20 protein-coding genes are annotated in these 21738 nt (G+C 72.1%); 9 read left to right on the top strand and 11 right to left on the bottom strand.

The window, feature by feature from the left end:
* The first annotated feature begins 7 nt into the window (after positions 1-7).
* A complete protein-coding gene (locus tag IO39_RS31550) occupies positions 8-940 on the top strand; it encodes an HpcH/HpaI aldolase/citrate lyase family protein (protein WP_043630619.1) in 933 nt (310 codons plus the stop codon).
* Here the strand turns inward: IO39_RS31550 and IO39_RS31545 are convergent.
* Positions 930-1475 (bottom strand): DUF6529 family protein, encoded by a 546-nt coding sequence (locus tag IO39_RS31545; protein WP_043630616.1) that lies wholly within the window; start codon positions 1473-1475, stop codon positions 930-932. The two genes, IO39_RS31550 and IO39_RS31545, sit on opposite strands and share 11 nt — an antisense overlap.
* A 112-nt stretch (positions 1476-1587) precedes the next feature.
* On the bottom strand, positions 1588-2316 hold the full coding sequence (locus IO39_RS31540) for a hypothetical protein (protein ID WP_063765375.1): 729 nt from the start codon (positions 2314-2316) through the stop codon (positions 1588-1590).
* Between the two features lie 99 nt (positions 2317-2415).
* Here IO39_RS31540 and IO39_RS31535 point away from each other — a divergent pair, with 99 nt between their 5' ends.
* Together IO39_RS31535 and IO39_RS31530 are read left to right on the top strand one after the other, a co-directional pair.
* Positions 2416-3576 (top strand): CPBP family intramembrane glutamic endopeptidase, encoded by a 1161-nt coding sequence (locus tag IO39_RS31535; protein ID WP_052423604.1) that lies wholly within the window; start codon positions 2416-2418, stop codon positions 3574-3576.
* Between the two features lie 364 nt (positions 3577-3940).
* Complete coding sequence (locus IO39_RS31530) at positions 3941-6865, top strand: sialidase family protein (RefSeq protein ID WP_043630613.1); 2925 nt, start codon at positions 3941-3943, stop codon at positions 6863-6865.
* Positions 6866-6889: 24 nt separating this feature from the next.
* Here the strand turns inward: IO39_RS31530 and IO39_RS31525 are convergent, their stop codons facing one another.
* The gene (locus IO39_RS31525; protein ID WP_043630610.1) at positions 6890-7300 is read right to left on the bottom strand and encodes an NUDIX hydrolase; all 411 of its coding nucleotides are present in this window, start codon (positions 7298-7300) and stop codon (positions 6890-6892) included.
* A gap of 74 nt (positions 7301-7374) precedes the next feature.
* Here IO39_RS31525 and IO39_RS31520 point away from each other — a divergent pair, with 74 nt between their 5' ends.
* From IO39_RS31520 to IO39_RS31505, 4 genes are all read left to right on the top strand, one after another.
* Entirely contained in the window at positions 7375-8001 is a 627-nt protein-coding gene (locus IO39_RS31520; RefSeq protein ID WP_043630607.1) for a DUF6758 family protein, read from the top strand.
* A gap of 52 nt (positions 8002-8053) precedes the next feature.
* Positions 8054-8770, top strand: a complete 717-nt coding sequence (locus tag IO39_RS31515) for an MBL fold metallo-hydrolase (RefSeq protein ID WP_043630605.1) — start codon at positions 8054-8056, stop codon at positions 8768-8770.
* Between the two features lie 98 nt (positions 8771-8868).
* Positions 8869-9780, top strand: coding sequence for a RecB family exonuclease (locus IO39_RS31510; protein ID WP_052423603.1), 912 nt, complete (start codon positions 8869-8871; stop codon positions 9778-9780).
* Between the two features lie 29 nt (positions 9781-9809).
* Positions 9810-11180, top strand: coding sequence for an MFS transporter (locus tag IO39_RS31505; protein ID WP_157549131.1), 1371 nt, complete (start codon positions 9810-9812; stop codon positions 11178-11180).
* On the opposite strand, the gene IO39_RS31500 is transcribed toward IO39_RS31505, so the two are convergent.
* From IO39_RS31500 to IO39_RS31490, 3 genes are all read right to left on the bottom strand, one after another.
* Positions 11137-12033, bottom strand: a complete 897-nt coding sequence (locus tag IO39_RS31500; RefSeq protein WP_043630599.1) for an oxygenase MpaB family protein — start codon at positions 12031-12033, stop codon at positions 11137-11139. The genes IO39_RS31505 and IO39_RS31500 overlap by 44 nt on opposite strands.
* Positions 12034-12046: 13 nt before the next feature.
* A complete protein-coding gene (locus tag IO39_RS31495; protein ID WP_043630597.1) occupies positions 12047-12937 on the bottom strand; it encodes an alpha/beta fold hydrolase in 891 nt (296 codons plus the stop codon).
* Between the two features lie 404 nt (positions 12938-13341).
* Complete coding sequence (locus tag IO39_RS31490) at positions 13342-15348, bottom strand: DEAD/DEAH box helicase (protein ID WP_211267242.1); 2007 nt, start codon at positions 15346-15348, stop codon at positions 13342-13344.
* A gap of 352 nt (positions 15349-15700) precedes the next feature.
* On the opposite strand from IO39_RS31490, the gene IO39_RS31485 reads away from it, so the two are divergent.
* Entirely contained in the window at positions 15701-16345 is a 645-nt protein-coding gene (locus IO39_RS31485; protein ID WP_043630595.1) for a ferritin-like fold-containing protein, read from the top strand.
* A gap of 709 nt (positions 16346-17054) precedes the next feature.
* Here the strand turns inward: IO39_RS31485 and IO39_RS31480 are convergent.
* The 5 genes from IO39_RS31480 to ligD (IO39_RS31460) form a co-directional block, all read right to left on the bottom strand.
* Entirely contained in the window at positions 17055-17288 is a 234-nt protein-coding gene (locus tag IO39_RS31480; RefSeq protein WP_043630593.1) for a DUF3107 domain-containing protein, read from the bottom strand.
* A gap of 88 nt (positions 17289-17376) precedes the next feature.
* A complete protein-coding gene (locus IO39_RS31475; RefSeq protein WP_169789154.1) occupies positions 17377-17997 on the bottom strand; it encodes a TetR/AcrR family transcriptional regulator in 621 nt (206 codons plus the stop codon).
* A gap of 158 nt (positions 17998-18155) precedes the next feature.
* Positions 18156-18362, bottom strand: a complete 207-nt coding sequence (locus tag IO39_RS31470) for a hypothetical protein (RefSeq protein WP_043630589.1) — start codon at positions 18360-18362, stop codon at positions 18156-18158.
* A gap of 43 nt (positions 18363-18405) precedes the next feature.
* The gene (ligD, locus tag IO39_RS31465) at positions 18406-19278 is read right to left on the bottom strand and encodes a non-homologous end-joining DNA ligase (protein WP_043630587.1); all 873 of its coding nucleotides are present in this window, start codon (positions 19276-19278) and stop codon (positions 18406-18408) included.
* A complete protein-coding gene (gene ligD / locus IO39_RS31460) occupies positions 19275-20156 on the bottom strand; it encodes a non-homologous end-joining DNA ligase (protein WP_084773797.1) in 882 nt (293 codons plus the stop codon). Before ligD (IO39_RS31460) ends, ligD (IO39_RS31465) begins: the two co-directional genes overlap by 4 nt.
* A gap of 81 nt (positions 20157-20237) precedes the next feature.
* Between ligD (IO39_RS31460) and ku the strand changes: the two genes are divergently transcribed.
* Positions 20238-21128, top strand: coding sequence for a non-homologous end joining protein Ku (ku, locus tag IO39_RS31455; protein WP_043630583.1), 891 nt, complete (start codon positions 20238-20240; stop codon positions 21126-21128).
* Positions 21129-21738 lie beyond the last annotated feature (610 nt).

The following is a 21738-nucleotide window of genomic DNA, read 5'->3' as shown; positions in this document are numbered from 1 at the left end:
TGTGCGCATGCGCTCACGACGTTCGGTGCTCGCCGTGCCAGGCAGCAACCCCCGGTTCCTGGAGAAGGCCCAGACCCTGCCCGTGGACGAGGTCTTCCTCGACCTGGAGGACTCCGTCGCGCCGGCGGCAAAGGAGGAGGCGCGGGCGAACATCGTCGCCGCCCTGCGTGAGGGCGACTGGTCGGGCAAGACGCGCGTGGTCAGGGTGAACGACCTGACGACGCGGTGGACGTACCGCGACGTGATCGAGATCGTCGAGGGGGCGGGGGAGTTCCTCGACTGCCTCATGCTGCCCAAGGTCCAGGACCCGACCGAGGTGGTCTGGCTCGACACGCTGCTCACCCAGATCGAGAAGACGATGGGCTACGAGGTCGGCCGCATCGGCATCGAGGCGCAGATCGAGAACGCCCGCGGCCTGGTCAACGTGGACGCCATCGCCGGCTCCTCCGGGCGGCTGGAGACGCTCGTGTTCGGCCCCGCCGACTTCATGGCCTCGATCAACATGCGCACGCTCGTCGTGGGCGAGCAGCCGCCGGGCTATGTCGAGGGCGACGCCTACCACTACATCCTCATGCGGCTGCTGATGGCCGCCCGGATGCACGACCTCCAGGTGATCGACGGGCCCTACCTGCAGATCAAGGACGTCGAGGGCTTCCGCAGGGTCGCGCACAGGGCGGCGGCGCTGGGGTTCGACGGCAAGTGGGTGCTGCACCCGGCGCAGGTGGACGCCGCCAACGAGGTGTTCTCGCCCTCCCAGGAGGACTATGACCACGCCGAGCTGATCCTGGAGGCGTACGAGCACTACACCACCGTGGAGAAGCGCGGCGCGGTCATGCTGGGCGACGAGATGATCGACGAGGCGTCCAGGAAGATGGCGCTCGTCGTGGCCGCCAAGGGGCGGGCGGCCGGGCTGAGCCGGACGAAGAGGTTCACACCTTGAAGCCGACGGCGGTGAAGAACCAGAACGACGAGGTCAGCCAGAGCCCCACGAGCAGCGTGAACGCCAGCCCCCCGAGCACGGGCAGCGTCCAGCCCGGCGCGCCACGCCCGGGCAGGGCCAGCATCTTCGCGGTGAACACGCCGTAGAAGAAGCAGCCGAGCAGGGAGTGGGCGAGCACGCGGGGCACGTCGTACTGCAGGCCCAGGGCGTACAGGCAGTGGAAGGCGACCGGGATCGTGAGCAGGAACGCCAGCCGTCCCGACCAGCGGTGCACGGCGGGCGGGATCGCGATCCCGAGCCTGCCCCACATCGACAGGGCCGAGACCACCTGCACGACGGCCAGCACGAACGCGCCCGTGGTGAGCCACACCTTCATGGGCAGCGCGGCGGAGAAGCCGGCCACGCCCACCGCGAAGCCGGTGGGCGTGTGCGCCCGCCCGTAGACGCCGAGCGCGAGCACCACGAGGCCGCCCACCGCGAGCGGCACCAGTAACGGGGCGAGGCCGCGGGCGGGCCGTTGGTGGATGGCGGTCATCGCGTCTCCTGAGTGGTCTGCTGAGTGGCTTGCCGGATGGTCTGCCGGATGGTCTGCCGGGTGGCTTGCCGGATGGTCTGCCGGGTGGTCGGCTGGGTGGTCGGCGCGTCGGTCATCGCATCTCCTCGATGAAGCCGTCGACGTCCTCGGGGGTGACCGTGGTGCCGTCGATCGTCACGGGCGCGGTCGGCCGTTCGCCGTCGAGCCGCGGGATGTCGAGCCGTTCCTCTCCGGCGAAGGCGGCGCCGACCTGCTCGTAGCCGCCGTCCGGGTTCCTGATGACGATCCAGCCCGCGCGCAGCCTGGCGCCTCTGACGAGGGCGGTGGCCCGGTAGAGGCCGGACGGCTTGACCACCGCGGGCGCGGTGAAGTCCCACTTCCGGCCCCCGACGGAGACCCGGCCCTCGGCCCGGCCGCCGTCCAGCGTGGCCGCCAGCTCGGAGCCGCCGCCCGCCACGCCCTTGAGCCGCAGCCCGCCGGGCGACTCCGAGCCCTTGAACCACGCCTCCCGTCTGCCGTCGCAGAAGTAGGCGACGGCCTTGCCGTTCCTGATGGAGATGGCGATGAGCGCGACGTCGCCCTTCACCCGGCCGCCGTAGTCCGCCTTGGCGGTCTTCTCCTGCCGCGTGCGCTCCGGCGAGGACGAGGACGAGGACGAGGGTGAGGGTGACGGTGACGGTGACGCCGATGGCGCGGCGGTGCCCTCCGCGCCGGGCGCCTGGGCGGCGGTGCCGGCGGCCGTATCCTCGGCCGCCGGTGTCGCGGTGATGCTGGCGACACCGAGCCCCACGGCGAGCGCTGCGCCCGCCGCGAGGGTGATGACAGGTCCCAGCCTTGACATGGTCTGCTCCCGGGGTCGGATTGCCTACGACTCCGAGCATCCGCCTAAAACAGTGGACCGTCTGTGAACTAATGCGCATCAAGTGGACAGAATGGGGTTATGCAGGAGAATCCAGGGCCTCATCGTCCGTACGGCGCTCCGGACGCCGGCACACCCCACGGCGCTCCGGGCCCCGGTCCGTACGGCCCGCCGGGCCCCGGTCCCTACGGTCCTCCGGCTCCCGGCCCGTCCCAGGGCGCTCCGGGCCCCGGTCCCTATGGCCCGCCGGGCCCCGGCCCGTACGATGCGCCGCCCCCCGGCCCGTACGGCGCTCCGGCCCCCGGGCAGCCCTATCCGGGGCAGCCGCAGTCCTGGTTCCTGCCGGTCCCGCGCGGGGCGCGGTTCGACCACCTCGCGCGGACCCCCGCCACCCGCCCGTGGCAGGCCATCGTCGGCACGCTCGTCGTCGGCGTCGGCTTCTTCGTGATCGGCATCGTGGTCGTCTTCGCCTCCATGCTGGTGGCGGTGCTGTTCGGCCTGCCCTCGCCGATCGACCCGGCGACCGGGGTGCCGGAGGGCACGCCCTTCGGGCTGTCCATGACGCTGCTGTCCATCGCGCCGGTGCTGCTGCTCGTGTTCGGCACGGCGGCGCTCATCCAGCGGCGCAGGCCGGGCACGCTCTCGTCGGTGGCCGGGCGGCTGCGCTGGTCCTGGATGCTGAGCTGCGGCGGGTTGGCCGTGCTCGCGCTCGTGCTGGGACAGACCGTGCAGTGGCTGGTGCTGTCGGCCGCGGGCCTGGACGCCGAGCTGTTCGGCTGGGCCGGGTGGCAGGTCTTCCTGCCGCTGCTCGCCGTGATCGTGCTGCTGGTGCCGTTCCAGGCGGCGGCGGAGGAGTACGTCTTCCGCGGCTGGTTCATGCAGGCCGTCGGCGCGCACGTGCGCAACCCGGTGTGGGGCATCCTCATCGGGTCCGCGCTCTTCGCCTCGCTGCACGGGTATTCGTGGGCCGGGCTGCTCGACGTGTTCGCGTTCGGGGCGGTCATGGCGTGGCTGGCGGTGCGTACGGGGGGACTGGAGGCGCCGATCGCCCTGCACGTCATCAACAACGTCGTGGCCTTCGGGGTGAGCGCCGCCGCCGGGAACCTCGAAGACGCGCTCGATCAGGCCAAGGTGCCGGTGCCGTGGCAGGCGTTGGCGGGAACCGTGGTGCAACTCGGGGTGTATGCGTTTGGTGTGATGTATCTAGCCAAAAAGCGGGCAATTAGCGACATTTCGCAATAAATCCGGCGAGAGGTGCGGGGAATCTCGCTAGAGAGGTCTCGCTATTCCGGCTCAGGCATGTTGGTCTGGATGCTGTCGGGACGGTCGCGGGTTCTCCCCGGCCGCCCTGGAACGGTCCGCTGACGCGGCCGGGATCGACTCGTACGACTCGTTCGACTAGGAGGTAGGGCGCGTGGCCTCCGGCCCCAGCGAACCGCCACGGCGACCGCCGGAAGACGACGCCCCGCATTCCGAGGGCGCCCCTGAACCCCATTCTCCTCCCGAAGAGCCCCGGATCAGCCACTCGCCGCCGGGTCCCACCGACGATCGGACCAGGGGTCTACCGCTGATCTCGCCTTGGGGGCTGCCGCCGTTCTCCGCCCCGGTGCCGGCGGACGACCCCCACGATCCGCCCAAGGGGCGCAGGCCGTACAGCTCGCCGACGGCGGAGCCCGAGGTCGAGCCGCGCCGCCGGCCCCGGCGCATCGTCAACAGGCCCGACAAGCTCGTCGCCGGCGGCCCTCCGCGCCCCGGCCCGGCCGAGCCGCCCCCGCCCGCCGACCCCGCCGGGACCACCTCACCGGGGGAGCCGGCAGCGCCTGTCGCGGCCACCTCGCCCGGAGACCTGGCCGCGCCCGCCTCACCGTCCGCCGGCACGCCCGACCCGCGCCAGGACGCGGCACGGGAGCCGGCACAGGCGGAGCCGCGAGAGGCGGGACGCGAGGCGGCGCAGGAGGCGGGGCACGCCGAGGGCGGCCGCGCGGCCCCCTACCGGCTGGTGTACCGGGTGCCGATCCGCGAGGACCGGGCGAGAGAGACGCCCGACGACGCCGACGACGCCGACGGCCGTGACGGCCGTGACGACAGGGACGACGGGAACGACAGGGACGATCGGGACGACCGGCACGACACCGAGGTGCGCCGGGTCGGCCGGCCGCCCGCCGGCCGTCCCACCAGGCCCGACCTCCTCGTCGCCACCGGTCCGCCCCGCCCCCAGGGCGGACGCCACCACAGGGGCCCCGCCCCCGCCGCCGTACGCAGATCGAGCCCCACACGCCGGGGCAGCAGGGCCGTGCCCGCCGTCCTGACCGTGGCCGTGGCGGTCCTGGTGGCCACCGGCGTGCTCGTCTGGCAGTGGAACGACGACCAGGCCCAGGGCCTGCGCCTGGCGGCGGGCACCGGCAGGTCGGGGGACGAGCTGTTCACCGTCCCCGCCGCCGGGGACGGCACCGACCAGAAGCTCAACGACATGACCTCGGTCGGCCGCGCGGTGGTGGCGGTCGGCAGCGACACGACGAGCCCGACCCCGCGCCCGCTCTTCCTGTTCTCCCCGAACGGCGGCAAGACCTGGCGGCTCGGCCAGGTGAACGGCGCCTCCACGCCCACCGTGCGGCGCGTCGTCGGCGGCGACGGCCGGTGGCTGGCCAGCGGCGGCGACGAGGCCACGGGCGAGCGCGGCCTGTGGACCAGCACCGACGGCTCCAGTTGGACGGCCGTGCCGGAGTCGGGGCTGAGCGCGTTCAGGTCCGGCGACCACATCGAGGACATCGCCAGGACGCGCTCGGGCTTCGTCGCGGTCGGCAGGACGACCGGCCCCGACGGCGGCACCGGCCCGGCGGCCTGGCGCTCGTCCGACGGCGCGAGCTGGGAACGCGTCGAGACCAGGGAGCTGGGAGTGCGGCTCATCAGGGCCGTGGTCGCCAAGGGCGACACGGTCGTGGCCATCGGTGTACCCGCGGACGGCGAGGGATCGCGGGTGCTGCGCTCGGCGAACGGCGGGCGCGACTGGCAGGCGACCGGCTTCCAGCTCCCCGAGGCCACCGACCCCCGCGCGGGGATGGTGGCGGTGCTGCCGAAACAGTTCGTGCTGGTGCCCACCCGGCGGCGGACGATCGACGGCGACGTACGCGTCTACTGCTCCCCGACGGGCGAGCAGTGGTCGCAGTGCGGCTCCATCCGCGGCCTCGACCCCGCGAGCGTGGGCGTGGAGTCGCTGGTCTCCTACCCCTCGGGCGTGGCGGCGGTCAGCCAGGCGGGGCTGGGCAAGTACACCGTGCTGAGCAGCACCGACGGGCGCGACTGGGACAGGCGGGCCGAGCTGGACGGCCTGACGGGGGCGACGCTGCGCGGGTTCACGATCTCCGAGGGCGGCACCCTGTTCGCCGGCGGCGACCAGGCGGCCTCCGACGTGGACAACCAGCTCGTGCTGGTGGCCGCGCCGCCGCGCGGCTCCGCCTCCCGCGTACGGCTGGGCGAGGTCGAGGGCCTGACCAGGATCGCCCGCGAGACGAACGCGCTGGCCGACCACGACGGCCGGTACGTCGCCGTGGGCTCGGCCTCCGGCGACGCCGGCCTGTGGACGATCAAGAACTGGAAGAGCTGGAAGTCCATGAGCCTGGGCGGCGCCGGCAGGCAGACGCTGGAGGACGTGGCGCACGGCGGGCGCGGCTGGCTGGCCGTCGGCGGCACCGAGACGAACGTCGCCGTCACCGACCCCCTCCTCGTCACCTCCACCGACGGCGAGACCTGGAAGCGGGTCGACGTCGCGGGCGACCTGGCCCGCCGGCCGGAGCACTTCCACCTGCGCGCCCGGGTGGTGACGGCGGGCAAGGACGGCTATGTGGTGGCCGGCGAGACCAGGGACCAGTCGGGCGCGATCGGCGCCGCCATGTGGTTCACCCCCGACACGCGCAAGTACACCAGGTCCAGGAAGCTGCCGCAGGGCGGCTCCGGCGTGCGCGTCCACGACGCGGTCGCCACCGGCGGCGGGTACGTCGCGGTGGGCGGCTCCGGCGACGCCGGCCAGGAGCACAGCGTGGTCTGGCACTCCGAGGACGGCGTCAACTGGACCGCCCGCAAGCGCGTGACCCCGCCCGGCGCCACGTCGGCCGGGCTGCGCCGGGTCGTGGCCCACCAGGACCGGCTCGTGGCCATCGGCACGGCCATGACGGACGGGGCGCGGCGCGCGTTCGCCGCCGTCTCGGACGACGACGGCCAGAGCTGGGAGACGGCCTGGCTGCCCGCGGACCGGGCGGCGGCGGTGTACGACCTGGCGGAGGCCGGGGAGGGGCTCGTGGCGGTCGGCTGGCACGGCACGCCGGGCGAGGGCGACAGCGCGGCCTGGACGTCGCAGGACGGCCTGTCCTGGAACCGCATGGCGCTCACCAAGGACCGCCTGGCGGGCCAGGGGGCGCAGTGGTTGTCGGCGGTGGCGGTGGCGGGCTCGGAGGTGGTGGCGCTCGGCCGCTCGACGACGTACGACGCCGACCATCTGATCCTCTGGACGTCCAGCCTGACCTCCAGCCGGTAGACACGGCGCGCCGTCCGGTCGGGTTCAGGGGTTTCGGGAGGCTCGCGGGAGCACGTCCCATTCCGTGAGCGCGTCCAGGAGCCCCTCCGACAGCGGGAGCCGCGCCAGGTCGGCCGGGCCGCACCAGCGCACCTCGGCGGCGTCGTCCCCGGCCCTGGGCGCCCCGGCGGCCGCGGTGGCGAGGTAGTCGCGGATCACGTACGTCACCCCGCCCGGCCCCGGCCGCTCCACCGTGCCGGCCAGGCGGCCCACCTCGACCCGCAGCCCCGTCTCCTCCAGGACCTCGCGCCGCACCCCCGCCTCGTCCGTCTCACCGGCCTCCAGCCGCCCCCCGGGGAGCGACCACAACCCCATGCCCGGCGGATGGCCGCGCTTGACGAGAAGGAGCCGGTCAGAGGCGTCGAAAATGATCGCGCCCACACAATTTACGCGCACGTGACCAAGATTACGACGGGATAACGGGCAGCGGTCTTGACGGGGCCCCGCCCAAGAAAGCACCGTGGGTAGTTGTGAGAGCGGCACCAACCTGCCCACGGTGTTTTGGCCCGCTTCACGGGCCGGGCGCCAGGTCGAGCGCGTTCCGATGTGGCACGCACGGCGATGTCCTGCCGTACCAGCCTCCGTGGCCGCCGACCAGCACCGCGCTGGAGGCGGTACGGAAGAGTTCGGTCGTGCCCGTGTGGCTGCCGTGGCCGTTGCCCGCCGGCTGGCTGGTGACCGGCTTCGGCGAGGTGGGCGACCAGCGCACCGGAGCCCGCGCCAGCCTGGTCGCGCTGACCGGGCCGTCGCTGACGGAGGGGCCGGCCGATCTGATCCTGATCGCCGAGGAGCCGGGCATCGGGCTCGGCGCGGCGTTCGCGGGGCTCGACGGGCCCGATCCCGGCGAGGGCTTCGACTCGGGTCCGCCGAACGCGAAGATCGAGGTGCTCGGCCACCCGACCGCCCTGTGGTGCGTGGACGGCCAGGCCGACCGGGCCGTCTACGCCGGTGAGGCGATGGGCAACTGGTTGTGGACCATCGTCTGGCCCGCCGACGCCGGCTGCATCATCGCGCTGGCCGAGCTGTCCCTGGTCGACGCCCGCGACCAGGAGCTGGACGTCCCGTTCGGCGCGTTCTCCCCGAGACTCGAGGATTAGGACGGCGCAACGCGATTCGCGCTGTGATGGAGACGGGCTAGAGTTCGGAGGCGTGACAGCGCGTATCGAGCGAGTGGTGACCGAGGGCGTCGTCGACATCGACGGCACCGAGCACAAGGTCGAGAACAACACCTGGATCGTGGGCGACGACGACGAGGTGATCGTCATCGACCCGGCGCGTGACGCCGAGAAGATCCTTGAGCAGGTGGGCGAGCGTGAGGTGCTGGCCGTCATCTGCACGGCGGGCCTGCCCGACCACGTCGCGGCCGCCATCGAGGTGGCCAGCAGAGACGAGGCCGTGGTCGCCCTGCACCCCAAGGACAAGCCGCTGTGGCGGGAGACCTGGCGGGAGACCTGGCCCGACATCGACATGGAGGACGACGGCATCTTCGGCGTGGCCGACGTGCAGCTCGACGTCATGGAGACCCCCGGGGTCACGCCGGGCGGCGTGTCGCTCTACTGCGAGGCGCTCGGCGCCGTGTTCACCGGCAAGGCGCTCCAGGCCGACGGCCCCGGCAAGATCGGCGGCGAATACCCGGCCCTGGCCGACCAGCTGACCTCGATCGGCGGGCGGCTGTTCACGCTCCCCGGCGACACGCGGGTGCTGGCCGCCCACGGCGACGAGGTCACGATCGGCGACCTTGAGCCGCACTTCGACGACTGGGTCTCCGGCTCGCTGACCCGCGTCGCCACCGAGGCCGAGGCCGAGGGGCCGCTCACCGACGGCACCAGGATCTCCGGGATCAAGCTCAACCCGGGCGACGACTAGGTGCGGCCCACGGCCACCGGCCCCGCCCCGCGCCCCACGGCCACTGGCCCCGTCTCGCGGCTCAGGGCCACCGGGCGCGCGTCGCGGAGTGCGGCCGGATGAGCGCCATGCAGGGCCAGCTCCCGCTGGAGGGGATGCCGCGGCGGCTCTACTCGTGCACGCCGTCGCGGTTGAACACCTGGCTCGACTGCCGCCGCCGCTACCGGTTCACCTACCTCGACCGGCCCCAGCCGTCCAAGGGGCCCGCGTGGGCGCACAACAGCGTCGGGGCGAGCGTGCACAACGCGCTGGCGGGCTGGTGGCGGGAGCCGTACGAACGCAGGACCCCGCTGACGGCGGCCATCCTGGTCACCAACGGATGGATCACCGAGGGGTTCAGGGACGCCGAGCAGTCGGGGCGCTGGCTGGGCCGCGCCCGTGACCTCGTATCCGGATATGTCGCGACCCTGGATCCGTCCGACGACCCGGTGGGGGTCGAGCGCACGGTCGCGACGCGCACCAAGGTCATCGCCGTGTCCGGGCGCATCGACCGGCTCGACCGGCGCGGCGACGAGCTGGTCGTGGTCGACTACAAGACCGGCCGCCGCCCGCTCACCCAGGACGACGCCCGCTCCTCGCTCGCTCTGGCGGTCTACGCCGTCGCCGCCTCGACGATGATGCGCACCCCGTGCCGCACCGTCGAGCTGCACCACCTGCCCACCGGCGAGATCGTCGAGTGGCGGCACACCGAGGAGTCCCTCGCCCGCCACCTGGGCCGGGCCGAGGAGGTGGCCATGGAGGCGTCGGCGGCCGACGAGCGCTACCGGGCCCTGGTGTCCGCGCCGCAGGGGACGCGCCGCGCTCCCGCCGACCGGCAGCCGGCCGGTCCCGCCGCCGTGCCCGCCGAGATCGACGAGCTGTTCGCGCCCAGTCCCGGGCCGATCTGCTCCTGGTGCGACTTCCGCCGGCACTGCCCCGAGGGCCGCGCGGCAGGCCCCGACCGCCAGCCCTGGGACGGCCTGGCCGAATAATCCGCGTCGCCGGGGGTTATGGACGACATGTGAAACCTGTGGGGCGGTTGCCGGCGGCAGTGGCGCTGGGCACGCTGTTCAACCCGCTGAACTCGTCCATGATCTCCGTCGCGCTGGTCCACATCGAGGCCGAGTTCCGCGTCGGGGTCGCCGCCGTGACCTGGCTGGCCGCCGGGTTCTACCTCGTCGGCATCCTGGTGCCGACGCTGATGGGCACGCTGGCCGACCGGTTCGGGCCGCGGCTGGTGTTCTGCGCCGGGCTGGTCACGATGGCGGTCACCGGCGTGCTGGCCACGCTGGCGCCGTCGTACGCGGTGCTGCTGGCGGTGCGGCTGCTGCAGGCGTTCGGGAGCTGCGCGACGATGCCCGCGGGCATGGCGATCGTGCAGGCCGTGCTGGCCGGCCCGGACGGCAGGCCGCCGCCACGGGTGATCGCGACCATCTCCATGGTGCTCACCGCCAGTGCCGCCGCCGGTCCCGTGCTCGGCGGGTTCCTGGTGTCGTTGTGGGGATGGCGGGCGATCTTCCTGGTCAACGTGCCGCTCGCGGCCGTCGCGTTCGCCGTGGCGCTGCGCTGGCTGCCCAGGGTCCGCCCCCTCGGGAGCCCTCTCGGCCGCCCCCTCGTTCGTCCCCTCGGCCGCGGCGACGACCGTACCGGCCGCCGCGCCGGCGAGCCCGCGGATGACGGCGCGCATGGGCGTGCGAGCGGGGCCGTGGCTGGGCCCGTGGTTGGGCCCGTGGTCGGGCCCGTGGTCGGGCCTGCGGGCGGGCGCGCGGGGGATCGGGGTGGCGGGGTGCGGTGGGCGGTGGTGCCGTGGCTGAGCGGCGGCCTGCTGGCCACCTGCGGGCAGTTCGCGCTCGGCAACGTGGTCTTCTACATGGCCTTCTTCGCGGTGCCGCTGTGGGCGCAGGGCGCGGCCGCCGTGCCCGCGCACCTCGCCGGGCTGCTCGTGCTGCCGCTGGCCGGCCTCGACATCGTCGCCACGCCCGTCGCGGTGGCGCTGGCGCGCAGGACCGGGCTGCGCACCGTGCTGGTCCTGGGCTCGGCGCTGCTGCTCGCCGGCTCGGTCGTGATGCTCGCGGGCCAGTCCCTCGGGCCGGTGCTGGTGGCCGCCGCGCTGCTGGGCGCCTCGGCGGCCTTCACCCAGTTCGCGCTGAACTCGCTGGTCTTCGTGCACGCCGACCGGCGCGACACCGGGGCGGCGGTCGGCGTGTTCCAGTCGTCCAGGTACGTCGGGGCCGCCACCGCCTCCGTCCTGCTCGGCGTGCTGTTGGACCGGACGGGCCTGGGCGGCGGCGGATGGCTGATGACGGGGGCGTCGGCGGTCGTGCTGGCCGGTTCGGCGCTGCTGCCCGTCAGGCGGCGGGCGGCCAGCGGCGGGGGTCGGTCAGCCCCTTGAGCCCCTTGCGGACGTCGTAGCCCGCCGCGCGCAGCCGTTCCCTGGAGTGCCGCAGCATCCGCCTGGTGGCCGGGTCGAAGGCCCGGTCGTGCACGGGCTCGGGCAGCGCGTTCAGGCCCAGCCGGAACGCCCTCAGCGCCGCCGTGACCGCGGCCTCCGGCACCTCGGGCAGCGTGCGGTACATCCGCCTGGCCCAGCCGGGCAGCGTGTAGTAGCAGAGCGCGCCGAAGGGGAAGTAGGCGGGCTTGCCGGCGGACAGCAGGCGCGACTCGCGCGGCAGCCGCGGCCACAGCAGGAACCGCACGGTCTCGGCCGCCTCGGGGGTCACCCGCAGGCTGGGGCGCACCTGCTTGAAGTAGGCGTCCATCTCCGCGCACGATCCGGGCACGTCTTCCGGGTGCAGGCCGACGTACGTGGCGCTCTTGCGCTGCTCGCGCAGGTAGCGGTCGGCCTGGCGCTCGGTCAGCCCGAGCCCGCCGCGCCTGGCCACCTCCAGGTACGACGACACCTCCGCGCAGTGCACCCACAGCAGCAGCTCGGGATCGTCGACGCGGTGCGTCCTGCCGGTGGCCGGATCGTGGATGCGCAGCGCCCGGTGGATGCCGCGCACCCGCCTGCCGATCTCGTCGGCCTCCTCCGGGCTGCCGAACGTCACCCGTCCCACGAAGTCCGCGGTGCGGCGCAGCCGTCCGAACGGGTCGTCCTGGAAGCCGGAGTTCTGCCAGACCCCCAGCATGGCCAGCGGGTGCAGGGCCTGCAGCATCAGGCCGCGCACGCCGCCCACCCACATCGTGCGGTCGAGGTGCACCTGCCACGTCGCGTTCTGCGGGGGCTGGACGACGATGTCTTCCATAATCCCCAGAGGATTACAGAGAATTGGACCGGATGTCCAAGAAGTGCTTTTCCGCCGCGTTCCAGAACCGCACCAGCGCCGCCGCGGTCGTCTCCGGGGCCTCGACGGCGGGGGAGTGGACCGCGCCCGGCACGACCACGCACTCGGCCCCGAGCCTGGCCGCCATCTCCGCCTGGGTGTCGGGGGACCAGCCGTCGTCGTGCTCGCCGTACAGCACCAGGGTGGGCACCTCGATCTGGCGCAGCTCGTCGGTGCGGTCGCGCATGCTCAGGACCTGCTCGGTCATGCGGGCCAGGCCGGTCGGCGAGTTGGCCAGCAGGCGCCGGTGCAGGAACGTCATGATCTCGTCGGAGACGTCGTTGGCCAGCGCCTCGGGCTCGAACCTGGTGTGCCAGACGGCCTCCAGGCCCAGCGCGGGCACCTCTTCCATGATCTTCCTGCCGTTGCGGGCCCGCCTGCCCTCGATCCCGCCGGGGCCCGAGCCCATCAGCGTGCAGGAGGCGAACTTCGTGCGCCCGTCGATGACCGCCTCCCTGGCCACCAGCCCGCCGAAGGAGTGGCCGACCAGGTGGACGGGGTCGCCGCCGCCGATGACCTGGGCGAGCAGATCGACGTCCGCGCCGAGCGCCGGGCAGGTGTAGGCGTCGGGGTCGTCGGGGCCCGGGGTTTCGTACTGGCCGCGCAGGTCGATCGCCACGACCCGGCGGCCCGACTGGGCCAGGGTCATCAGGACCGCGATGAAGTCTTCCTTGCTGCCCGTCACCCCGGGGACCAGGAGTGCGGGCCAGCGCTCAACCACACCGCTGACCGGAAGGGCCTCCAGGGCCGCGAACGTGCCCTGTGGCGTCTCGATCTTCTGCGGTGTGACGCCTGGAGGCAGGTCGAGGAATCGCGGCGTACTCACGTGGGGCAACAATACCCAGAGGTCAGAGCTAAGACACCGGCATGGGCTCCACGCTGGTGCGAGTTCGGATGACTTGTTCCGTATGGGCGATCTGGGCCTCCTGACCCGCCCCACGCGACGACGAGCCGTGCGGGCTCCTCACGCGGCGCCACAGCGCCTCACCCCACCCTGGCCCCACCCATGGTCCCTCTGGGCACGGCAGCGCGTCACACGCCCGCTCAGCGCCCTCCATGCGCCCCTGACGGCCACGCCGTGGCGGCCGGCTGGAATGCCCGCGCCTCGATTGCGAAGGTCGGGGCGGGCGCGCGAAGGGCGCGCACCCTGGCTCGGGTGCGCGCCCTTCTGCGTGCTGTGCGGCCTTCTGCGTGCTGTGCGGCCTTCTGCGTGCTGTGCGGCGGCGGTGGTCAGCCGGTGCGGCGGCGGTTGCCGCCTCCGCCCCGGGGCTGACGGCGCTGCTGCTTGCGCTCGGTCGCCGCCGACGGCGCGATGTCATCGTCGTCCGTGGCCAGGTCGGGTGACTGGAAGATCACCGCGAACGGGCTGGGCGGGATGATGCGCTCCGGCTCCTTGGGCGCCGGCGGAGGCGGCGTCGAGAAGCTCGGCCGGAGCTCCGGCCGGTCGGCGACGGGCTCGGCCTGCCGCTCCACGACCGGCCGCTCCACGACCGGCCGCTCCACGACCGGCCGCTCCACGACCGGCCGCTCCACGACGGCCGCGGCCTCGCGCTCGGCGGCGGGTGCCGCCCGGCGCTCGGTCACCGGCGCGGCGGACGGCTCCACGGCCGCCTCGACGCTCTCCGGCTCGGCCGCCGCGCTCCGGCGGGTACGGGTGCGCTTGGCCGGCGCCTCAGCGGCCTCCTCGGCGGGCGCCTCGACGACGGCCCTGCGCGTACGGGTGCGCTTGGCCGGCGTCTCCGCGGCCTCCTCGGCAGGAGCCTCGGCCCCGCGCGGGCGGGTGGGCGTCACCGGCGCCTCGGGGGCGTCGGAGAGCGCCTGCTCGATGGCCGACGAAGCCGCGCCCCTGCGGGTGCGGACGCGCTTCGGCTCGGCCGCCTCCTGGATCTCGTCAGCAGTGAAGATCGCGGGAGTCTCCTCCGCCTTGGCGTTCACGGGCTCGACCTCCGGCCTCTCGACGGGGGCGTTCTCCGCCAGCTCCCTGCCGCCACGGGTGCGGCGGCGCTGGCGGGGTGTGCGGGCAGGGCGCTCCTCGCGCTCCTCGCGGCGACGACCGCCACGCGTGCGGGTCCGGCCGGTCTCTCCGAGGTCCTCGATGCGCTCGGCGGACAGCCCGGCGCGCGAGCGGGCCGCGTGCGGCAGCACGCCCTTGGTGCCCTCGGGGATGTTCAGCTCCGAGTAGACGTGCGGCGAGGTGGAGTAGGTCTCCTCGGGCTCGGCGAAGTCTAGCCCGAGCATCTGGTTGATCATCTTCCAGCGGGTCAGCTCCTCCCACTCCACGAACGTGACCGCGATGCCCGTGCGCCCGGCCCGGCCGGTGCGGCCGATGCGGTGCACGTAGGTCTTGTCCTCCGTGGGGCAGTCGTAGTTGACCACGTGGGTGACGTCGTCGATGTCGATGCCGCGGGCCGCCACGTCGGTGGCCACCAGCACGTCGATCTTGCCGTTGCGGAACGCCCGCAGCGCCTGCTCGCGCTGGCCCTGACCGAGGTCGCCGTGGACGGCCGCGACCGCGAAACCACGCGTGTCGAGCTGCTCGGCGACCATGTCGCAGGCCCGCTTGGTCTCGCAGAAGACCATGGTGAGCCCGCGGCCCTCGGCCTGGAGCAGCCGGGACAGGATCTCGATCTTGTCCATGCGGTGGGTCCGCCACACGATCTGGCGCACCTGCGGCGTGGTCTCGCCCTCGCCGCTCTCCAGCTCGGCGCGTACGTGCGTCGGCCGGTTGAGGTATTTGCGCGACAGCGAGACGATCTCGCCCGGCATCGTGGCCGAGAACAGCATCGTCTGCCGTTGCGCGGGGATCAGCTTGAAGATCCGCTCGATGTCGGGCAGGAAACCCAGGTCGAGCATGCGGTCGGCCTCGTCGAGCACGAGGCTGGTGACCTGGCTCAGGTCGAGGTGCTTCTGCTTGACCAGGTCGAGCAGGCGGCCCGGGGTGCCGACGATGACGTCGACCCCGGCCTTGAGCGCCTCGATCTGCGGCTCGTACGCCCGGCCGCCGTAGACGGTCAGAACTCGGGATCCGAGCTTGCCGGCGGCGGTCACGAGGTCCTCGCTGACCTGTACGGCCAGCTCACGGGTCGGCACGATGACCAGCCCGCGGGGCTTCTTGCGGTTCTTGCGCGGCTTGCCGATGCTCTGCAGCATCGCGATGCCGAACGCGTAGGTCTTGCCCGTGCCCGTGCGCGCCTGACCGATCAGGTCCTGGCCGCTCAGTGCGAGCGGAAGCGCCATCTCCTGGATGGGGAACGGTGTGGTGATGCCCTCGGTCTCGAGGGCATCGGCGATCTCTGGTGTGACTCCGAGGTCTCGGAAAGTCGTCAGCGTGGCCTGCCTCAGTCTCAAATGAAGGCGGGCCTGCCGGGACCGACGGGCGGAAAACAGCCCCCGTTACGTGGGTCCTCGCGGTAGAGCCAGCCCTCTCGCGTCATCAGCGACCGCGCACCCGGGGATTCGGGGGGTAATCGGGGGATTCCCCCGAATTAACACAGTGCGGTCGCACTTTCACAGAGCAGTGTACTCGATACCACAACGCTGACCGAGCTTACGTATGTTCCCGAAGATTCACCGAAGTACGCTGCCATGCATGAAGGAGTCTCCTGGAGTCGTCGATCTGCTCGGCGTGCTGGCCTATGCGGAGCTCAGCGCATACGCGCGCATGACCGAGGACGCCGCCACGCTGGCGCCCTCGCTGGCCGACCGCGCGGCGCTGAGCGAGCTGGCCGTCACCGAGTACGCCCATTTCCGCCTGCTGCGCGACCGGCTGATCGAGCTGGGCGCCGATCCCGACGCGGCGATGGCGCCGTTCGTGGGCGCGCTGGACGCCTGGCACGCCCAGACCAGGCCGGCCGACTGGCTGCAGGCCCTGGTCAAGACCTACGTGGGCGACGGGATCGCGCTCGACTTCTACCGCGAGGCGGCCCGGCTCCTCGACTCCTCGATCGTCAAGCTGGTGGACGAGGTGCTGGTGGACGAGGAGCGCTCGCAGTTCGCCGTCGAGCGGGTCAGGGCGGGCATCGAGGCCGAGCCGGCGGCGGCCGGGCGGCTGGCGCTGTGGGCGCGGCGGCTGGTGGGCGAGGCGCTCAGCCAGGGGCAGCAGGTGGCGTCGGCGCGGCCGGAGCTGGCCCTGCTCCTGATGGAGTCGCAAGGGGAGGGCCACGCCGACATCTCCCGCCTCTTCGCCAAGCTGACCGAGGCGCACAACCAGCGCATGGCCGCCATGGGCCTCTGAGCCCCCAGGACAGTGTGCGGCGCCCGCTCCGACGGGGCGGGTCTGCCGATACGGGCGGCGCGGAGGCACGGAACGGTTGTAGCGTGCCAGATATGAGGGCCTCGCGCCGCTACGGCAGTTCCTTGACGAGATGTGGGCCGAATCGCTGGATCACGCGCGCCGTGCTGAGAAGGGAGAGCGCGCGCTGCCCCACCACGGAGCCGAGGCGTGACACCGTCCCCCGGCACCGCCGCCCCCGCGGCTGCCGCCTCGGCAACCCACGCCACGGAGCCTGACCCACCTCCCGCCGGTCCGACAGTCTCACCGGTCCACCCGGGCCACCGGTCCACCCGGTCCACCGGTCTACCCGGTCCACCGGTCTACCCGGTCCACCCGGTCCACCGGGCCACCGGTCCACCCGGACCGCCCGCACACCGTCACGCCCCGGCGAAGCACGCGATCGGCCCCAGCGTTGCCGACGGCGGCCTTCGCGCCCGCCCCGCTCTTCACGCCCGCTGAACAGCCGCCCGTGAGCTGGGAGTCAAGGGGTGACAAACGTGAGCCATGGGAGCGATGGGTGTGGCGTGAGCCCAGGGAGCATGGGGGCCAGGGTGAAGCCGGGACTGATGTGAAGGGTGGGTCATGGGTGAGCTGCGGGCCGGGTGAAGGAGAACGGCAGGGGTCGTGAAGGGTACGGCGCGGGCGCCGTACCCTCCCGGCCCAGGAGCGCTTAGAGGGTGCCGCCGAATCCGACGGGCCGGGACTCGTCCTCGCCGATCTCGATGAACCCGAGCGCGGCCACCGGCACCACGACCCGCCTGCCCTTGATATCGGTCAGGGCGAACACGCCGCCACGATCGACCGACAGGGCGTTTCTGATCTCCTCTTCGACCTGCTCAGCGCTGAGGTCGGTCTCGACAACGAGTTCGCGGTGTACGGAGCGTACGCCGATCTTGACTTCCATCGTGGCTCCCTAGTCGACGGGCTGGCTCCATCCCATCGTCGCCGGTCGGACTCGTGAACGGGGCGAATGATCGCGCCCAGCGAACGGGTTATGCCGTACGCGGAAAACCGCTGATGCCCCGCCAGGCCAGCCGGGCCATGAGCTGCTCGGCCGCGTCCTTCGGGATCGAGCCCTGCGTGGTGACCCAGTAGCGCGCGCTCACCTCCGCCATGCCCACCAGGCCGACGCCGAGCAGGTGCGCCTCGTCGCTGGTGCACCCGGTGTCCTCCTGGATGAGCTCGCTGACCATCTCCGCGCACTCGCGCAGCGAGCGCTCCACCCGCTGCCGCACCGGCGCGACGTTGCGCAGGTCGGACTCGAAGACCAGGCGGAACGCCTCGCCCTGGCTGGAGACGAAGTCGAAGAACGCGCTGAACGTGGCCTGCACGCGCAGTTTGTTCTCGTGGGTGGAGGCCAGCGCCTCCCTGCAGCGGTTGACCATGTCGTCGACGTGCAGGTCGAGCAGGGCCAGATAGAGCTCCAGCTTGCCCGGGAAGTGCTGGTAGAGCACCGGCTTGCTGACCCCGGCCCGGTCGGCGATCTCGTCCATGGCGGCCGCGTGATAGCCGTTCTCCACGAACACTTCCTGCGCGGCGCTCAGGAGCTGCCGGCGTCGGGCCAGTCGGGGCAGCCGGGTGCCCCGGGGCTTGGCATCCGGGGTTGCGGTCACGCGGGTCTCCATTGGTCTCTCAGCGGGCTGTGCGGGTGATGCGTTCGCACGCAGCGAACCATCCTACGTGCGGGTAACCCACGACTCGGCGACAGCCGCCGGTGATGAGCCGCTTCTCACGCAGGTCACCGCCGCCGGGCCGGCCCGGCGGCGCCGGCTCAGCGATAGTCGTCGTCGTCCAGCTCCACCACGCGGTCCTGGTCGGCCCCGTCGGCGGGATCGACGTCCAGCGGCAGTTCACGGCGCAGGCCGGAGACGCTCTGGAGCATCTCGCGGTGCTGCTCGACGGCGTCGGCCTCGGGCGTCTCGATCGACAACTCTTCCTCCTCCTCTGCGTAGGGACCCTCGTCCCCGCGTATGTCCATCTCCGACATCTTCAGGTCCCCTCTCGGTGCGGACGGAACCAGCCTACGCCCGGCCGAAAAGGTCGCCGCGCTTCTCGACCCTGGCGAGTACGTCGGGCGCGGTGAACACCAGGTCCTCCGGCCGCTCGCACTCCTCGACCTCCTTCCACGTCAACGGAGTCGAGACCGTGGGCTGCTCCCTGGCCCGCAGGGAGTAGGGGGCCACGGTGGTCTTGGCCGGGTTGTTCTGGCTCCAGTCGATGAACACCTTGCCGGGCCGCGCCTTCTTCGTCATCACGCTGACGATCTGGCCGGGGTGCTCCTTCTCCAGGAGCTGGGCGAGCCTCTTGGCGTACGCGGAGGGCTCCTCGCGGCAGTCCCAGTCCGCGTACAGCTGCATGCCCTTGCTGCCGCTGGTCTTCGGCAGGGCCGTCAGGCCCTCCTGCTTGAGCACCTCGCGCAGCAGGACCGCCACCCTGGTGCACTCGACGATCGTGGCGGGCGCGCCCGGGTCGAGGTCGAACACGAGCGTGTCGGGCGGCAGCGCGCGGCCGTCCTCGTCCACGCGCCACTGCGGCACGTGCAGCTCCAGCGCGGCGAGGTTGGCGTAGTAGACGAGCGTGGGCAGGTCCTCCACGACGGCGAAGTCGATGGACTCGCGGTTCTTGGTGCTGCCGGGCGCGGGCAGGTTGACGCGCCTGACCCAGCCGGGGGTGTGCTCGGGGGCGTTCTTCTCGAAGAAGGACTGCCCGGTGACGCCGTTGGGGTAGCGCTTGACGGTCAGGGGCCGGCCGCGCAGGTGGGGCAGCAGTACGGGGGCGATCCGGCTGTAGTAGTCGATGACCTCGGCCTTGGTGAAGCCGTAGTCGGGATAGAGCACCTTGTCCAGGTTGCTCAGGGTCAGCTCGCGCCCGTCCACCTTGACCGGCACCTTCACAGGGTCACCTCCGAGGGAAGCTTGTCGGGGCGCAGGCCGCGCCACACGGGGTGCCGCAGCCGCTGTTCGTCGGTCCACATCGTGTAGGCCACCTCCCCGACCAAATCCGGCCTAACCCACCGATTCCGCCAGGGGACGTCGTTGACGAACGGGCTGCGCGGGATCTCCCGTGGCCGCAACATCCGGTACAGCTCGTCCAGCACGGCGTCGGTGAACCCGGTGCCGACGTGCCCGACGTACATCAGCCCCGCCTCCGTGCACACCCCCATGATCAGCGATCCGACCCCGCCCGCGCGCCGCCCCTTGCCGGGTTTCCAGCCGCCGATCACCACCTCCCGGGTGGCCAGGTTCTTGACCTTGATCCACCAGGGCGAGCGCGTGCCGGCCCGGTAGGGGGAGTCGAGCCGCTTGGCGACCACGCCTTCCAGCCCCTGCTCGTACGTGGCCGCGAGCAGGTCCGAGCCGCCCGGAAAGTACGGGGGCGCGCCGATGTCCAGCTCGTCGAGCAGCGCCCTGCGGTCGCTGTAGGGCAGGTCGAACAGCGGCGTCCCGTCGAGATAGAGCAGGTCGAACGGCAGGTACGTGATCGGGTACAGCTCCACCATGGCCGGCTCCGGGTCGACCAGGTGCATGCGCCGCTGGAGCCGTAAGAAGCTGGGGCGGCCGTTGGGGCCCAGCGCGACGAGCTCGCCGTCGATGACCGCGTTCTTCAGCCCGAACCCCGAGACCTCCGGATAGCGCCGCGTGTAGTCGGCCCCGTGCCGTCCCGTCAGCCGCATCCCGCCGTCGAGGTGGATGACGGCCCGGATGCCGTCCCATTTGACCTCCAGGCCGTACCGATCACGATCGGAGGGTAGTTCCCCAGGTACAGCCAGCATTGGTTCGACCGGGTATGGCATTGGTTGCGGCATGAGGGGTATGTGCCCATTGGCGGGCCGGTTGAGAGCTGAGGAGTGCCCATGCGCAGCATCTGGAAAGGTGCGATCTCCTTCGGGCTGGTCACGATCCCCGTGAAGCTCTACTCGGCGACAGAGCAGAAGGACGTGACGTTCCATCAGGTCCACCGCGAGGACGGCGGCCGGATCCGCTACAAGCGCGTGTGCACGCTCGACGGCGAGGAGGTCCCGTACGCCGACATCGCCAAGGGCTACGAGCTGGCCACGGGCGAGATCGTCGTGCTGACCGACGAGGACTTCGAGGACCTGCCGCTGAACAGCTCGCGCAGGATCGACGTCCTGCAGTTCACGCCCGCCGAGCAGATCGACCCCATCTACTTCGCCAAGTCGTACTACCTGGAGCCGGACGCGCAGGGCGCCAAGCCGTACGTGCTGCTGCGCAACGCGCTGGAGAGCTCCGGCCAGGTGGCGGTGGTCAAGGTGGCCCTGCGGCAGCGGGAGTCGCTGGCCACGCTGCGGGTCAGGGACGGCGTGTTCGTGCTGGAGACGATGCTCTGGCCCGACGAGATCCGCACGCCCGACTTCGCCTTCCTGGAGGAGGACATCGAGGTACGCGCCCAGGAGCTCAAGATGGCCGAGTCCCTCATCACCACGATGGAGTCCGACTTCGACCCGAGCGAATACCACGACACCTACCGTGAGGCGCTGCAGCAGGTGATCGAGGCGAAGGTGGCGGGCAAGGAGGTCATCCCGGCCCGCGAGGAGGAGGAGGCCAAGCCCGCCGTGGACCTCATGGCGGCGCTGCGGGCCAGCGTGGAGGCGGCCAAGCGCGAGCGCGAGGGCGAGCCGGCCAAGCCGAAGAAGGCGGCGGGCAAGGCCAAGGACCAGTCCAAGGAGCAGGACAAGGACCAGGACAAGGCCCCCGCCAAGCGCAAGACCCGCAAGTCCGCCTGACCACGCCACCCGCACCCACCCCGGGGCCATTCCCCGGTCCCGATGCCGGGTCCCGATGCCCGGTCCCCATGCCCCGGCCCTATGTCCCGGCCGCCACATCCCGGTCCCGGCCCCCCGCATCCCGGCCCCCGCATCCCGGTCCCGCTCCCGGCTTCCGCATCCTGACCCTGGTCCTCATATGCCGCGCTTGGCGACCGCTCTCGGCTCTGCTCCATTCTGAGCGGGATCGGCAGGATCAGCCGGGACGACATCGTCGCGATCAGGCCGGGTGGCATTGTCGCGCTTTCGGCTGTCGTGGCCATTGCCGCCCCCCGTCATGTACCCCGGCCCGGTCGTCGTTGCAGGCGTTCGGCAACGGTGGGGGGCTTGCGCATGCCGGGAACTCGGCGATCACCAAAAAGGACATTTCCGGATAATTCGCACTATTTCATTGGATAAAACTTTAATGCAAGCAATAAGATTGTTAATGCAGAGCAAAATGGAGGCGTAGCTGTTTGCCTGCTGATCCGCCGGTAATGACACATCGTGGATGACTCATTGCAGGCGTCCGACACTGTTTCCGGTTAATCCGGACAACAGAGAACGGGGCAATCGATCCTTTAGGGGGAAA

The sequence above is a fragment of the Nonomuraea candida genome, from assembly GCF_000725485.1.
In the GTDB taxonomy this organism is placed as follows: domain Bacteria; phylum Actinomycetota; class Actinomycetes; order Streptosporangiales; family Streptosporangiaceae; genus Nonomuraea; species Nonomuraea candida.
Note: the sequence above shows the minus strand (reverse complement) of the source record. Positions and strands in the feature narration are given on the sequence as shown.